Source organism: Methylobacterium haplocladii (genome assembly GCF_007992175.1).
Lineage (GTDB): Bacteria > Pseudomonadota > Alphaproteobacteria > Rhizobiales > Beijerinckiaceae > Methylobacterium > Methylobacterium haplocladii.
This window is the reverse complement of the sequence record NZ_BJZT01000011.1, coordinates 23620-38470: the sequence shown is the minus strand read 5'-3', so window position 1 is coordinate 38470 and position 14851 is coordinate 23620. Positions and strand designations below refer to the sequence as shown.

Sequence of the window (14851 nt, the reverse complement as noted above, 5' to 3'; positions counted from 1 at the left end):
TTCACAGGTTCCACCAGGCACGACCGCGCCGAGGCTTCGCTTCGGGGCGGCGTGTGTGTCCTCGCCGCTACATCCCCACTGCTGGGAATGGTCTAGCTTCAATGGCGATCGGGCACCTCGCTGGGGATCATAAAAAATGAAAAAGCTTCTTACGTCGTTCGCCGCCTTCACGGCTCTCACCGCTGCCGCCACCGCGGCCGACCTGCCGCGCCGCGCGGCTCCTCCGATTTTCACGCCGGTTCCGGTTTTCACCTGGACGGGCTTCTACGCCGGTTTCAACGCCGGCTACGGCTTCGGCGTCTCGGACAGCAACGCCCCGACCATCGTCGGCGTCGGCCCCACCACGGCGATCTTCGCCAACGGCGCCGGCACGGCCCTGCAGTCCGGCGTCCTCGCCTTCCGCAACGGCAACCAGGGTGACGGCTTCACCGGTGGTGGCCAGGTTGGCTACAACTACCAGTTCACGCCGGGCTCGGGCGTCGTCGTCGGTATCGAAGCCGATGCGCAATACGTCGACTTCGGTCGGAGCCGCAACAACTTCGCCTTCGCGACCGCCGGCACCGGCGGTATCGTCCCCGGCACCCTCATCTACAACCCGTCGGGTCTCTCGGGCCTCGACTACTTCGGCACCGTGCGCGGCCGCATCGGTTACGCCTTCGACCGCGTCCTGTTCTACGGCACCGGCGGTTTCGCCTATGGCGCCGGCGGCGGCAGCCAGTTCGGCGGAGCCAACTCCGACGACTTCAAAACCGGCTACGCAGCTGGTGGCGGCGTCGAGTACGCTCTCCCGACCGACTCGTTCCTGAACTTCTTCCGCTCCTCGGCGGTGACGTTCAAGGTCGAAGGCCTGTACGTGAACCTCGACCAGGGCAACGGCACCACCGGCGCTTTCGCGACGAACCGCAACGGCCGCATCGTCAGCGTCGGCAATCCCGACGTGGCACTCGTCTCCGGCGCTCCGCGCGCCCAGGGCACCGAGTTCGCCGTCGTCCGCGCTGGCATCAACTACAAGTTCGGCTCGTACTAAGCCGAACCCAACGGGTCTTCGGACTTGCGGAAAAGCCCGGCCATCTGGCCGGGCTTTTTCGTTTGGATGCGGGGCCAACCGATCGCTCACCACCACAGCAAAAAGCCCGGCCTCACGGCCGGGCTTCGTCATGTCGGGGATGGACCGTCGGCGAGCGGTTCAGGCGCTCGCCTGAATCCAGCGCGAGAGATCGCCCTTCGGCGCCGCGCCGACCTTCTGGCTGGCGAGCTTGCCGTCTTTGAAGATCATCAGCGTCGGGATGGAGCGGATGCCGTAGGTCGAGGCGATGCCGGGGTTCTCGTCGACGTTGACCTTGGCGATCTTGACCTTGCCCTGCAGATCCGTCGCGATCTCCTCGAGCGCCGGGCCGATCTGGCGGCAGGGGCCACACCACTCCGCCCAGAAATCGACGACCACGGGCTCAGCGGACTGAAGCACGTCCTGCTCGAAGCTCGCGTCCGTTACTTTCACAGTCGCCATCATCAACCCTTTCACGATTCTCGTTCCCCCGCGGACGCGTGCCGCGCATGCTGCGGTCGACCCTTGGGGCGATACCGGAGGACTGATCGAGAATTGGAGGCACCGTGCCTCACGGTCAAGGCGCCCTCCTCCCGGGACAGTCCTGACGCGCACAAGAGTCATGCCGCACCCGTGCCGAAGCCGCCTACAGCCCGACAGTCGCAGGTCCCATCCGGCCGTGTGGGAGATTGAAGCCGCCGCGAGCCCTCGCCGAGCGGGCCCTGCCGCCCCATCTGCGGGTGTGGCCCGCGCAAATCTCGCGGTTTCAGACCCGTCCCGGTCCCGACGCGGCGTAGGCACGCCGACGGTAGGTGGCCCGAGAGGCGTGCGACGGCGGATCCCTTCCGCGGCTGCGCCCGATTTCAAGGAATTGACCGACGTGAAGCGCACTCTTCCCATTCTGCTCGCCACCGTCGCCGCCCTCGGCCTGGGACAGCAGGGCGCCTTTGCCCAAAACACTTCGGCTCAAGCGGAAGACGCCGGCGCAGCCCGGTCCCCCCGCGTCGGTGGCGAAGCCTTCCAGGCGCCGAATGCCCCGAGCGCCGGCGAGACGCCCGCCGAATCGCAGGCCCCGAACACCGATTACAAGCCGCTGCTGCCGAATCAGACCCGCGCGCCGCAGCCGTCGCAGAAGACGGAGGTCGAGGTCGCCTCGGTGGTGAAGGGGCTTGCGTCGCCCTGGGCGCTGGAATTCCTGCCGGACGGTCGCATGATCGTGACCGAAAAGGCCGGCAAGATCCGGATCGTCGCGAAGGACGGCAAGGTCGGCGAGCCGGTGGCCGGCGTGCCGAAGGTCGATTCGCGCGGTCAGGGCGGCCTGCTCGACATCGCGCTCAGCCCGAGCTTCGCCTCCGACCGCCTCATCTACATCAGCTACGCCGAGCCCCGCGAAAAGGGCAACGGCACCACCGTGGCCAAGGCCAAGCTGATCGAGAGCGGCGGCACAGCGAAGCTCGACGAGTTCAAAGTGATCTTCCGTCAGACGCCGACCTACGACGGCGACAAGCATTTCGGCTCGCGCCTCGTCTTCGCGCCGGACGGCAAGCTGTTCGTCACGGTCGGCGAGCGCTCCGACAAGGCCACCCGCGGACAAGCGCAGGACCTGACCAGCGGCCTCGGCAAGGTGTTTCGCATCGATACCGACGGAAACGCCGCCAAGGACAACCCCTTCACCGGCGGCGAGAAGGCCCGGCCTGAGATCTGGTCCTACGGCCACCGCAACGTGCAGGGCGCGGCGCTCGACGGCCAGGGCCGCCTCTGGACGGTGGAGCACGGTCCGCGTGGCGGCGACGAGCTCAACCGGCCTCGTCCCGGCGTGAACTACGGCTGGCCGCTGGCGAGCTACGGCCTCGAATATTCCGGCGAGAAGATCGGCGACGGCGTCACCATGGCAGCCGGCACTTCGCAGCCGGTCTATTACTGGGATCCGGTCATCGGCCCGTCTGCACTCGCCTTCTACGACAAGGACGTGTTCCCGGCCTGGAAGGGCGACTTCATCGTCGGCGGCCTCGTCAGCACCGGGCTGGTGATTCTGAAGGTCGACAGCGACAAGGTCGTCACCGAGGAGCGCGTGCCCCTCGATCACCGCATCCGCGACGTCAAGGTCGGCCTGGACGGCGCGATCTACGCCGTCACCGACGGTGAGGACGGCGCAATCCTCAAGCTGACGCCGAAGAAGAGCAGCTGATCCTGCTCACCAGACCAGCCGCTCGATCACCGCGTCGGGTTCGACGGGCTGGCGCGACAGCCAGTCCGCGATGTCCCCGAGCGTGTGGTGCTCGGCCGTGAGGCCGAGTTCCTCGGCGTGGATACCCCGGGCGACGAGCACCGAGGCGATGCCGGCAGCAGCAGCCCCGGCGATGTCCGTGCGGATCGCATCGCCGACCGCAACGGCCCGCGCGAGATCAAGAGCCGGCAAATCATCGAGCTTGCCGGCTTTGCTCAGTGCCGCGTCGTAGACCGGCCGGTACGGCTTGCCGGCATAGACGATCGCGCCGCCGATCTCGGCATAGGCCTCGGCAATCACGCCGGCGCAGGGAATCAGCCGCTTATTCCGCTCGACCACGAGATCCGGGTTGGCGCAGATCATCGGGACGTTGCGCGAACGAAAATCGGCCAGAACGTCTCGATAGTCATCCGCGGTCTCGGTGTCGTCGTCGAACAGACCGGTGCAGACGACGCGCTCCGCCGTCTCCGCCGGGACCAGTTCCAGGTCTAGTCCCTCGTAGATCGGCAGATCGCGCTCGGGCCCGAGGTGGTGCACCCGTGCTCCGGGATGCTGCGCCAACAGATCGTGCGTGAGATCGCCCGAGGTCAGGATCGCGTCATAAGCCTCCCTCGGCACGCCGTAGCCGTCGAGGATCGCCTGCACCCCACGCCAGGGTCGCGGCGCGTTCGAGACCAGCACCACGCGGCGGGGCCGTTCACCGGGGAGATTGCGGAACCGGATCAGGGCCTCACCGGCGGCTACATGCGCGCGCCGGCCGTCATGGAGCACGCCCCAGACGTCGCACAGGATCAGGTCGTAGGATTCCGCCACCTCCGCGAAACGGTGGAGCGTGCGGACGGGGGCCGCGGCGGCGCGGTCGGTCATGAATATCTCGGGACGCTGGATCGATGGCTGCCCGGTTAGGGACGCCAGTCCCGGAAATCAATCGTGCCCGGAAGCCAAGCCCCCGGTCACACCGCCCGGCGAAGAAAATCCCGGAAGGCGCGGCGCTGCTGAGGCGGTTCGGCTGCGGGTTCGGGGGCCGTCCCCTGTGGGGCCTGAGCCTGGGCCGGCGCCCCCTGCACGTCCGCAAACACCTCGGCCCGCACGGCCTTCGGACCCGCGAAGACCGTGCCCTGGGCGAGCGGCACGTCGAGATCGATCAGGTCCGGCACCTCGGCCTCGCGCTCCACCTGCGTCGCCACGAGCCGGATGCCGGCCCGGCCGAGCGACGTGACGAGATCCTCGATCGCGATGTCGGACATCGTCTCACGCGACTGAGGACGCAGCAGGAGCGACGTCGGAACCTTGATCTGCGACACGCCGCGCTCAGCGAGCAGCCCGACGTCGAAGCGCAGATCGGTCGGCCGGTCCAGCCCGAAGCCGATCCGGCCGCGCAACGCGCCGAGAACGGCGTTCTGCTCGGGATCGAGGCCGCGCCAGCTCGCCTGCGGCAGCGTTACGGCGACACGTCCGGCCAGATCCGCGTCGCCCGAGACGAGGCCCACGAGCGAGCGCAGGAAATCCGGTTCGAACAGCGACAGCGGCGATAGGCCATAGGCCACGGTGGCGTTGCTGCCGCGGCTCTGGAGATGCCGGGCGATCACCGCGCTGCTGCGGATCATGCGGCGATCGAGGGCGGTGGTGCGGCCGTGCCGCTCCAGCACGGAGATGAATGCGTCGGGCGCGAGGATCTCGGCGCCGAGCTTCAGCCGGGCGAGCGCCTCGTAGGACACGACCTTGCGCTGCGGCAGCGTCACCACCGGCTGCAGCCAGACCTCGAGCCCATCGCCGTCGAAGGCCTCGACGAGGGCGGAGTCTCGCTCGGGATCGCGGTTCGTCGGCACGAAGGCCGGCGGCTTGAACGCGGTCACGGCAGCCGGTTCCGATGTTACCGGCCGCGCCGGAACGGACCGCGCGCCGGCCGTCGGCTCGGTCGGCGCGGCAGCTGCCGCCTTCGGCGCAAGCGTGGGTGGCGGCGCGGCCTCGCGCACGGCCTTCAAGCGTTCGATCTCGCTTTCCTGCGTGGAGACGACGGCCGCGAGTTCGCGCACGATCCCGCTGAGCAGGCCGATCTCGCGCGTCACCTCCTCGACGCCGGCCGCGAGCGTTTCGGCGTCGGGACCCGAGGCCTCGGGTGGCGGAGGCGGTGCCTCGGTCCGCGTGAGAACCGCGCGGGCCGCCACGGTGATGGCGGCCTCGGCCTTGAGCAGGCGCTGCGACAGCACGCCGATCTCGCCCGACAGCTTCTCCTGCGACACGGCGAGCCGGGCGGCGCGACGATGCTGGACGATCGCAGTCAGGAGCGTCGCCATGAGCCCGAGGGTGGCGAGCCCGAGGGCGCCGGCCATCGGCGCGACGATCGACAGAGGCCCGACGACGAGCAGCCCCGTAAGGCCGATGGTCCACAGGCCGCCGCGCAGGCCGATTGTCCTGGCCATCGGGGTCTTCATCTCGGGAATGCTGAAACGACGAGGACTCCTGCGGAAACAAGTGCTTCAATTCGAGATGCGCGGTTCATCGAAGCACTTATTGCCGTGGCGACCCTCAGCGGATCAACCTTGTTACCGAGGGCTCGGTCGGCCGCAAGCCGCCATACATCGCCGGACCGTGCCACCGGCCGATATTGCCCAGGTGTTGCTTTCCGTGCAGGAGCTCAGGCTCAGCCGCGGTTCATCCGCGGTGGATAAAACGTGATCGCTGACAGTCGATATCGAGCAACCCCGCAATGCTGCGGGCGGTTATGGATGTCGGACCAGTGGCCGAGATTAGAGGAGACGAAACGGGATGACGGCGAAGCGGGTGATGCTGGCGGCCATGGCCGCGACGGCGCTCGGGATCGTGGCCGGCGCCGTGCCGGCGAACGCCCAGTATGGCGGACGCTACTACAACGATGGTGGCGACGATTACCGCCCGCGTCGCTACGAGCGCCGCTACGAGGACGAAGACGATCGTCCGCGGCCCCGGCGCTTCGGTCGCGGTGGTGGCGGCGGCAGCATCTGCGTGACGGCGCGCGGCAATTGCCAGTATCCGCCGGCGCCCCGCAATGCGTCCTGCACCTGCGATATCCCCGGATTCGGCGAGAAGCGCGGCGCGATCGGCGGCGGCTACTGACTTCTGCGCGACGCTGCGGCGAGACTGAGTTTCAGGGCTGCGATCCGAGCCGATCGGATCGCAGCCCTGAGCGTGTCGGGCTTCAGGAACGGACGCGGCGGATATCGGCCCCACAGCGGGCGAGCTTGGCTTCGAGGGACTCGAAGCCGCGATCGAGGTGGTAGACGCGGCTGATCTGGGTTTCGCCCTCGGCTGCAAGGCCCGCGATCACCAGCGACACCGAGGCGCGCAGGTCGGTCGCCATCACCGGCGCACCCTTCAACCGCTCGACGCCTTCGACGATGGCGAGATCGCCGTCGAGACGGATCTTCGCGCCGAGGCGTGCAAGCTCCTGCACGTGCATGAAGCGGTTTTCGAAGATGGTCTCGCGGATGTTCGACTGGCCCTTGGCCAGCGTCATCAGCGCCATGAACTGCGCCTGCAGGTCCGTCGGAAAGCCCGGGAACGGATCGGTGGTGATGTCGGCCGGGTGGATGCCGCCGCCGTTGCGGCGAACACGGATGCCGCCCTTCACCTGCGTGACCTCGGCGCCCGTCGTCGCCAGCACGTCGAGGGCCGAGGACAACAGGTCCGCCCGGGTGTTTTCCAGGACGATGTCGCCGCCGGTCATCGCCACGGCCATGGCATAGGTGCCGGTCTCGATGCGATCCGGCAGAACCTCGTGGCGAGCGCCGTGAAGCCGGGCGACGCCCTCGATGACGATGCGCGACGTGCCGGCGCCTTCGATACGTGCGCCCATCCGGATCAGGCACTCGGCGAGATCCACGACCTCGGGCTCGCGGGCGGCATTGTCGATCACGGTGGTGCCGTAGGCCAATGAGGCGGCCATCAGCGCCACATGGGTGCCGCCGACCGTGACCTTCGGAAAGTCGATCTCGGCGCCGCGCAGGCCGTTCTTCGTCTTGGCGACGACGTAGCCGGCATCGATCTCGATTTCGGCGCCAAGCTTTTCGAGCGCCATGATCAGCAGGTCGACCGGCCGCGTGCCGATGGCGCAGCCGCCCGGCAGCGAGACCTTGGCCTCGCCGAACCGCGCCAGCAGCGGCGCCACCACCCAGAAGCCGGCCCGCATGGTCGAGACCAGCTCGTAGGGCGCCGTGGTGTCGATGACGTTCGAGGCGGTCAGCCGGATGGTCTGGCCGGCTTCGGTGCTCTGGCCGGGACGCTTGCCCACGACCATCTGGTCGACGCCGTGATTGCCGAGGATGCGCAGCAGCGAGGTGATATCGGCCAGACGCGGCACGTTGATGAGTTCGAGCGTTTCGCCCGTCATCAGGCTGGCGATCATCAGGGGCAGCGCGGCGTTCTTGGCGCCCGAGATCGGGATCGTGCCGTTCAGCGGTGCGCCGCCGGTGATGTGGATGCGGTCCATGCTCGTTCCCCAAGCGCCGTCGCCGCGTGGGCGGTCTTCAACGGGCGCCATTCCCGGGGCAAGCCGCCCCTCCAAACGGTCAAGTATAGGCCGTGTTGGGCGGAAAGAGGATCGCGGGACGAACCGGAAGTCATGGCCTGTGGCTGCCGTGCATCGCAGTCGCCGGTGACGACCCCGGTCGCAGAGCGTCAGTCCATGCCGCGTTCGGGCTCCGACGGAGGCGTCGTGTCGGGTTTGGGCTCCTGCCCCGGCTTGCCGCCGTCGTCCGCCGCCGGTTCCGCCCGGCCGCGGGCCTGCAGCTTCCTGCGCTTGAGATTGTCGCGCAGAGCCGCCTTCAATCGATCCTGGCGTGACATCCGGGGCGTCTCGTCCCTCGCGCGCGGCGCGACATCGCCCGCGAAATCACAAAACGGCTAGCGCCTTTGCGGGGCCGTCTCAACAGGTGCAAGGCAGCAATGACCCGCGTTCACCTTGAACCGATTCCAAATTCGCCTCTATTCTACTGACCGGTGAGCCGGCGTCCGGTGGACTGGCCGGAAGCAAGACGTCACCGCAGCGAGATCGGGCTCGTCGCCGGTCGGCCGGCAGGAATGCGCAGACCCGCGCGGATCGCCGCGTCGATCATTGTCCCGGCCGCTGGATCCGACTTCGGGATGAACCCGAAGCTCGCAGCCGAGGACACGCGTCGAGGACGGATGCCCGTGAACCTGATGCCCGCGCAGACAGACACCGCCGAGCGGCCCGAGATGGGCACCGGCGAACGAAGCAGCCATCGGGCCAGCCAGTCTCCGAAATTCGGCTACGAGCAGCATTTCCGGACGGCCGTCGATCGCCTGCATGCCGAGCGCCGTTACCGCATCTTCGCCGATATCGAGCGGATCGCTGGCCGCTTTCCGCAGGCGCATTGGCGCAGGCCCGACGGCGGCACCCGCGAGATCACGGTGTGGTGCTCCAACGACTATCTCGGCATGGGCCAGCACCCCGACGTCGTCGAGGCTATGACCGAGACGGTGAAGCGCTGCGGCGTCGGCGCGGGCGGCACCCGCAACATCGCCGGCAACAACTCGCCCCTGGTCGACCTCGAGCGCGAACTCGCCGACCTGCACGGCAAGGAAGCGGGCCTCGTCTTCACCTCGGGCTACGTCTCGAACCAGGCCGGCATCTCGACGATCGCCAAGCTGCTGCCGAACTGCCTGATCCTGTCGGACGCCTTCAACCACAACTCGATGATCGAGGGCGTGCGCCATTCGGCCTGCGAGAAGCGCGTGTTCCGCCACAACGATCTCGCCCACCTGGAGCAGTTGCTCCGCGAGGCCGGAGACCGGCCGAAGCTGATCGCCTTCGAGTCGGTCTACTCGATGGACGGCGACGTTGCGCCGATCTCGGGCATCTGCGACCTCGCCGACGCCTACGGCGCCATGACCTACATCGACGAAGTCCACGCCGTCGGCCTCTATGGCGCGCGCGGTGCGGGAATGGCCGAGCGCGACGGCGTCATGGACCGCATCGACGTGATCGAGGGCACGCTGGCCAAGGGCTATGGCTGCGTCGGCGGCTACATCACCGGTTCGGCCGTGCTCTGCGACGCGGTCCGCAGCCATGCCGCCGGCTTCATCTTCACCACCGCCCTACCGCCGGCGATCGCCGCCGCGGCCCGCGCCTCGGTGCGCTACCTCAAGCGCTCCCAGACCGAGCGCGCGGCGCATCAGCGTCAGGCCGCCAACACCAAGGCCGCCCTCGATGCGGCCGGCCTGCCGGTGCTGCCCACCGAGACCCACATCGTACCGCTGATGGTGGGCGACGCAGAGCTCTGCAAGGCGGCAGCCGACCATCTGCTCGAGCGTCACGGCATCTACATCCAGCCGATCAACTACCCGACCGTGCCGCGCGGCACCGAGCGCCTGCGGATCACCCCGACGCCGTTCCACGACGACGCCCGCATCGCGACCCTGACGGCGGCCCTCGTCGAGACCTGGGACACCCTCGACCTTCCGCGTGCCGGGACGATCTTCGCGGCGGCGGCCGAGTAGGTTCTTCGAGACACGAGGCGTCTTAGATCTCGACCACCAACCCATCCTCCGCGGCGATGTAGCCGTCCGGCGGACGGGCGATCATCTCGGCGCTCATATGCGTCAGCATCAGGCGCTTCGGTGCGATCTCCGGCAGGCGCGCCTTCAGCGTCGCCCAGTCGAGATGGAACGGGACCGGCCGGTCGATGGTGTAGCCCTCGGCAATCATCAGGTCGGCTTCCCGGCCGGCCGGGACCAGCGCATCGACCCACTCGGTGTCGCCGGTATAGGCCAACACCTTGCCGTCGCATTCCAGCCGCAGCGCATGCGAAGGCGCACCGGAGGGGTGGCGCACCACGAAGGCCGTCACGGTCACGCCGCCGACCTCCATGGGCGTTTCCGCCTCGATCTCCCGAACGTCCACCGCGAAGCGGCGCTCGACCGTGCTCGATCCGGGAAACAGCGCCTCCATGGTGGCGGTGAGGCGCGCCCGCGTCCCGGGGGGCCCGACGATGGTCAGCGGAGACCGGCGCTGGCTGACGAGCTGCCCGTCGAGGATCAGCCAGGGCAGACCGCCGAAGTGGTCGCCGTGGAGGTGCGTGAGGAACACGGTGTCGATCCCGTTCGGGTCGACGCCGTAGCGGCGGATCGCGATCAGCGAGGAGGCGCCGCAATCGACGAGAAATCCGGTTCGCGCAACCTCCACGTGGAAGCAGGTATGGAAGCGCCCGCCCGATCCGAACGCGTCGCCGCAACCGAGAACCTGGAGCCGCATGGTCGCCTCCTCGTGATACCCCGAGGACAAGTCGTCGGGCGGTTTCGCGTTGCGCGCCGTCCCGTCATGGGCTGTGACTGCCACGCTCGCGAATCATCGAAGGGGAAGCACGGATGTCGGGTGGCGGTCATGGGGCGATCGAGGGTTCGAACAAGCGCGTCGCGCTGATGATCTCGGTGCTGGCGCTGTTTCTCGCGGGCGCCGAGACGCTCGCCAAGAGCGCCCAGACCGAGGCGCTCGGCGCGAATGTCGAGGCCTCGAACCAATGGGCCTATTTTCAGGCCCGCACGATCCGGGCGACGGTGCTCAAGACCGCAGACGAGGCATTGGCGCTGGCGCCGCCCGCCGGGGGCGACGATGCAGCCGTGAAGGCCAAGCGCGAGGACTGGGCCAGGACCGTGGCCCGCTGGGAATCCGAGCCCGCGACCGGCGAAGGCCGCAAGGAACTCGCCGCCAAGGCCAAGGCTTCCGAAATGCGGCGCGACCTCGCGCTGGAGCGCTACCACCATTTCGAGCTCGCCTCGGCCGCCTTCCAGGTCGGCATCGTGCTGGCCTCGGCGGAAGTGATCACCGGCATCGTGGCGCTCGCCTTCGCCGGCGGTTTCCTCGGTGTCGCCGGCTTGGCGCTGGCCGCCTTCGGGCAGTTCGCGCCCCACACCCTGCCGTTCCTGCACTGACGCGGACAGGCAAGCGGACCACGAGCGTGCCGCGACAAGGAGAAGTGTGGACGCGGCCGCGCGGCTCCTGCCAGAGTTGCGGTCGGCGGCTCCACCCCGAGCCGAAGCGGATGGGCCGAGCATGGCACAAGGTTCCGACGACGAATCCGAGAACCGGCTGACCAAGCTGTCGGCCTTCCTGTTCCTGCACACCGAGCACCTTGTCTACGCGCTGCTCGGCGGACTGCTCGCGGCGACGGCGGCGCTCGCGCTCCTCGACGCGGCGGGGGTGCTCTACGAGGCGCTGAAGGTGCTCGGTGGCGCCAAGCAGATGCTCGACGTGATCGACCGGCTGCTGTTCCTGCTGATGATCGTCGAGATCCTGCACACCGTTCGGGTTTCGATGCGATCGGGGAGGCTGACCTGCGAGCCGTTCCTGATCGTCGGCCTGATCGCCTCGATCCGGCGGGTGCTGGTGATCACGCTTCAATCCTCGGAGGTGATGCACGGACAGATGAGCGATGAAAAGCAGGCGATGTTCAACGCCTCCATGATCGAACTCGGCGTCCTCGGCGGCCTGATTCTGGTGATGGTCGTCTCGATCTTCCTGCTGCACCAAGCGAGCCCGAGCGGGGCGCGACCGGCCGGCGAGGAGTGATTGCGGGGTCGATGAGACCAGGCCCGCAAGCCCCCGTGCGGCAATGCTGCAATGCAGGAACGGCGATTCCGGCCGCCGGTTGACCGCCCGATTGCGTCGGGACGACCGGCGCGGGTCAAGCGTCAAGCAGAGTAGTTTGCCATGAAGAAATCTGTCGCCCTCGCCGTGCTCGGCCTCTCCACGATCGCCGGTGGTTCCGCCTTCGCACAGGAGCCACTGCCGCTCCGCGTCCAATCGCCCGACCTGGCATTGCCCGCCGGTGCGACGACGAGCACCCCGACCTTCCGCACCGAGGCCCTGCGCTCGGATGCCGTGAGCATCGAGTCCAGCCGCATCGCCCTCGAACGCTCCCGCAACCGGGAGATCCGCAGCTATGCCCGTCGGGTGATCGAGACCCGGAAGGCGACGACCGAGGCGCTGCTGCCCCCCGGCACGTCTCTGAGCGCGGGCGGCACGATCGTTTCGGACCGGCAGGGCATCGAGACGCGCCTCGACAATCCCGTCGGCGTCGTGTTGGCGCCCGTGACGATCGCAGCCAATGTCGCGACGGGGATCGTCGGCGGCGTCCTCGGCGGTGTCGGCCTCGTCGACAACAGCCCGGCCGAGCCCGGTCGCCGCGTCGCCCTCGGTCCGCAGGGCCAAGCCCGGATCGACCGTCTCCGCACGGCCCCGAATGCGCGCAGCTTCGACCGCACTTACGTCGCCCAGCAGGCCCGCTCGGATGCCCGCACCCTGGCGCTCTACGCCGGCTATGCGCGCAGCGGCGACAGCACTCAGGGCCGCCAGTTCGCTAATGAGGCCCTGCCCTACATCGCCGCCGAACACGATCGCTCGGCGAACATCGACCTGAGCTTCGGCAGCTGATCTCGTCTGTCGTGACGCGAACTCGAAGGGCCGCCGGCAAGGCGGCCCTTTTTGCGTGGAAGGATGCTGTACGCGAAACTTATGCTTTGAAAGGCATCCCCTTAGGATCCGATCGGACTGATACGCCGAAACGTGTTTTCAAGGACGGCTGAACACGCTTATCGATCGCTATTTCACGATAAAAAGATCCCTCTCATTCTCGATACCGCCGCGCCGTCGGTGAAACCGCAGCAGAATTACTGCAAAGTTCAATAAACACGAAGCGTGCCAGCCGATTTACACTTCAGAGTGACGGCACTAGCCAAACTCGACGTTCGTCGCCGGCCTCCAGAACCTGCCCGGCGTCATCGACGGTCAATGACCCCATGGCACCAGGATGACGTTCTACGGCAGGACAATCCACGGCAACTTCGCCATCGCGCCACATGTCGATTTGCATAGCTTGCGCCGCTCGCGGCCGAGCCATGCGCCGGGCGCGGGAATATTCCTTGCCGGGCCGCTTGCGCTTTGTGCGGCGCAATGTATCTTTTGCATTGCGGGATCGCGATGGCGTCGCGGTTTCGCAGCCCTTCTTGGGCGTTTCCTCCCTAGACTTCGGGCCGCTCCTTCGGGGCGGCCTTTTTTTTGCTTTTGAGAGCGAGCCGTCGTCGCGGCAGACAGCCGAGGACTATTCGGCCGCCATCCGCCGGGAGCTCCAGTCCGACCAGTCGGCGGCCATCGTACCGACCACCCGCGTCAGACATTCCACCAGATCGCCGAAGCCGCCGGTGAGCGCCAGCGTACGTTCGTTCATGTACAGCGCGCGGTTGATCTCGATCTGCAGGGCGTGGCGGGACAGGTTCGGCTCGCCGTAATGCTCGGTGATGAAGCCGCCGGCATAGGGCTTGTTGCGCACCACCCGGAGGCCGTGCTCACGGAAGCGATGCTCGAAGCCGTCGATCAGGGCCGGGGCGCAGGCGGTGCCGAACCGGTCGCCGAGCACGATCTCGGTCTTCGCGTCCTCGTCCCGGCCGAGGCTCGACGACGGCATCGAGTGGCAATCGATCAGAACCGCGTTGCCGAAGGTCTTGACCGTGCGCTGGATCAGTCCGCGCAGCATCCGGTGATAGGGCTTGTAGAGCAGTTCGATCCGGGCGAGCGCATCCTCGACCGGCAGCCGCTCCCGATAGATCTCCTGCCCGTCGGCCACGATGCGCGGCACGGTGCCGAGGCCGCCGGCGACCCGCATGGAGCGGGTGTTGGAGAAGGGCGGAAGCCGCCCGACGAACATGCGCGGGTCGAGCTCGTAGGGCTCGCGGTTGACGTCGAGATAGGCACGCGGGAAGTTCGCGCGCATGAGCGGGGCGCCGAGCCCGACGACAGGGGCGAACAGCCGGTCGACATAGGCGTCCTCCGAGCGCCGGAGCGTCAGCGCATCGAGACGTGAGGCCGAGAGGAAGTGATCCGGATAGACCGCGCCGGAATGCGGCGTGTTGAACACGAAGGGAACCGCGTGGATGGCCGGCTCATCGACGGCGAAGGGCGGTTCGAAATCGGAGGGCGGGTGCGCGGGGCGCTCGATCATCGCAACACTTTGCTGTGAGCGGGCGATCCTGTCTACCGAGCCGTGTGCTCGGGCGCACCGAGGGGATTTTAACCCTGTGTTTACCAAGACGCAGGTTTATGGAATGAACACCTTAGTCGTATCGGGCCTTACAGGGACCCAGGAAGCCGTTCGATGAAGATCCTTCTGGCGGAAGACGACAACGACATGCGCCGGTTTCTGGCCAAGGCGCTTCAGAACGCCGGCTACGAGGTGCTGTCGTTCGACAACGGCCTCTCGGCCTACAACCGGCTGCGCGAAGAGCCGTTCGAGCTGCTGCTCACCGATATCGTGATGCCCGAGATGGACGGCATCGAGCTGGCGCGCCGCGCAACCGAGCTCGATCCCGACATCAAGGTGATGTTCATCACGGGCTTCGCCGCGGTCGCCCTGAACCCGGACTCGAAGGCTCCGAAGGACGCGAAAGTGCTCTCGAAGCCTTTCCACCTGCGCGAGCTCGTCAACGAGGTCGAGAAGCTGCTCGCTGCGGCCTGACGTCCTCCGGGGGCGAGGCGCGCAAGCCGACGGACGAGGCGAAGAAGCAAGGCCGGGCGGGCGCGTTCGGGC

Annotated in this window: 15 protein-coding genes; 8 read left to right on the top strand and 7 right to left on the bottom strand. The window is 67.7% G+C overall.

Going from position 1 to position 14851, the window contains the following annotated elements:
- Positions 1–136: 136 nt before the first annotated feature.
- Positions 137–1027, top strand: a complete 891-nt coding sequence (locus MHA02_RS06245) for an outer membrane protein (protein WP_147077646.1) — start codon at positions 137–139, stop codon at positions 1025–1027.
- Between the two features lie 159 nt (positions 1028–1186).
- Here the strand turns inward: MHA02_RS06245 and trxA are convergent, their stop codons facing one another.
- Positions 1187–1507: a thioredoxin gene (gene trxA, locus MHA02_RS06240; protein ID WP_147077748.1), complete on the bottom strand. Its 321-nt coding sequence runs from the start codon at positions 1505–1507 to the stop codon at positions 1187–1189.
- Between the two features lie 418 nt (positions 1508–1925).
- On the opposite strand from trxA, the gene MHA02_RS06235 reads away from it, so the two are divergent.
- Positions 1926–3233, top strand: a complete 1308-nt coding sequence (locus MHA02_RS06235) for a PQQ-dependent sugar dehydrogenase (protein WP_147077644.1) — start codon at positions 1926–1928, stop codon at positions 3231–3233.
- A 6-nt stretch (positions 3234–3239) separates the two neighbouring features.
- Here MHA02_RS06235 and MHA02_RS06230 read toward each other — a convergent pair whose 3' ends face one another.
- Positions 3240–4139 carry a TIGR01459 family HAD-type hydrolase gene (locus MHA02_RS06230; RefSeq protein WP_147077642.1) on the bottom strand — a complete coding sequence of 300 codons (900 nt, stop codon included), beginning with the start codon at positions 4137–4139 and terminating at the stop codon, positions 3240–3242.
- Between the two features lie 86 nt (positions 4140–4225).
- Complete coding sequence (locus MHA02_RS06225; protein ID WP_238180411.1) at positions 4226–5695, bottom strand: EAL domain-containing protein; 1470 nt, start codon at positions 5693–5695, stop codon at positions 4226–4228.
- 346 nt (positions 5696–6041) lie between these two features.
- On the opposite strand from MHA02_RS06225, the gene MHA02_RS06220 reads away from it, so the two are divergent.
- Complete coding sequence (locus MHA02_RS06220; RefSeq protein ID WP_147077638.1) at positions 6042–6368, top strand: hypothetical protein; 327 nt, start codon at positions 6042–6044, stop codon at positions 6366–6368.
- A gap of 82 nt (positions 6369–6450) precedes the next feature.
- Here MHA02_RS06220 and murA read toward each other — a convergent pair whose 3' ends face one another.
- Positions 6451–7740 carry a UDP-N-acetylglucosamine 1-carboxyvinyltransferase gene (gene murA / locus MHA02_RS06215; protein WP_147077636.1) on the bottom strand — a complete coding sequence of 430 codons (1290 nt, stop codon included), beginning with the start codon at positions 7738–7740 and terminating at the stop codon, positions 6451–6453.
- Positions 7741–7928: 188 nt separating this feature from the next.
- Positions 7929–8096 carry a hypothetical protein gene (locus MHA02_RS22055; RefSeq protein ID WP_170249056.1) on the bottom strand — a complete coding sequence of 56 codons (168 nt, stop codon included), beginning with the start codon at positions 8094–8096 and terminating at the stop codon, positions 7929–7931.
- A gap of 339 nt (positions 8097–8435) precedes the next feature.
- Here MHA02_RS22055 and hemA point away from each other — a divergent pair, with 339 nt between their 5' ends.
- The gene (gene hemA / locus MHA02_RS06210; RefSeq protein WP_147077746.1) at positions 8436–9770 is read left to right on the top strand and encodes a 5-aminolevulinate synthase; all 1335 of its coding nucleotides are present in this window, start codon (positions 8436–8438) and stop codon (positions 9768–9770) included.
- 22 nt (positions 9771–9792) lie between these two features.
- Here hemA and MHA02_RS06205 read toward each other — a convergent pair whose 3' ends face one another.
- Positions 9793–10524, bottom strand: a complete 732-nt coding sequence (locus tag MHA02_RS06205) for an MBL fold metallo-hydrolase (RefSeq protein ID WP_147077745.1) — start codon at positions 10522–10524, stop codon at positions 9793–9795.
- Positions 10525–10637: 113 nt separating this feature from the next.
- Here MHA02_RS06205 and MHA02_RS06200 point away from each other — a divergent pair, with 113 nt between their 5' ends.
- The 3 genes from MHA02_RS06200 (at position 10638) to MHA02_RS06190 (ending at position 12702) form a co-directional block, all read left to right on the top strand.
- Complete coding sequence (locus tag MHA02_RS06200; RefSeq protein ID WP_147077634.1) at positions 10638–11201, top strand: DUF4337 domain-containing protein; 564 nt, start codon at positions 10638–10640, stop codon at positions 11199–11201.
- A 121-nt stretch (positions 11202–11322) separates the two neighbouring features.
- Entirely contained in the window at positions 11323–11838 is a 516-nt protein-coding gene (locus tag MHA02_RS06195) for a phosphate-starvation-inducible PsiE family protein (protein ID WP_147077632.1), read from the top strand.
- A 141-nt stretch (positions 11839–11979) separates the two neighbouring features.
- Entirely contained in the window at positions 11980–12702 is a 723-nt protein-coding gene (locus tag MHA02_RS06190) for a DUF4142 domain-containing protein (protein ID WP_147077630.1), read from the top strand.
- A 667-nt stretch (positions 12703–13369) separates the two neighbouring features.
- Here the strand turns inward: MHA02_RS06190 and MHA02_RS06185 are convergent.
- Positions 13370–14266, bottom strand: coding sequence for an N-formylglutamate amidohydrolase (locus MHA02_RS06185; RefSeq protein ID WP_147077628.1), 897 nt, complete (start codon positions 14264–14266; stop codon positions 13370–13372).
- Between the two features lie 153 nt (positions 14267–14419).
- Here MHA02_RS06185 and cpdR point away from each other — a divergent pair, with 153 nt between their 5' ends.
- Complete coding sequence (gene cpdR / locus MHA02_RS06180; protein ID WP_147077626.1) at positions 14420–14779, top strand: cell cycle two-component system response regulator CpdR; 360 nt, start codon at positions 14420–14422, stop codon at positions 14777–14779.
- The last annotated feature ends 72 nt before the right edge of the window (positions 14780–14851 follow it).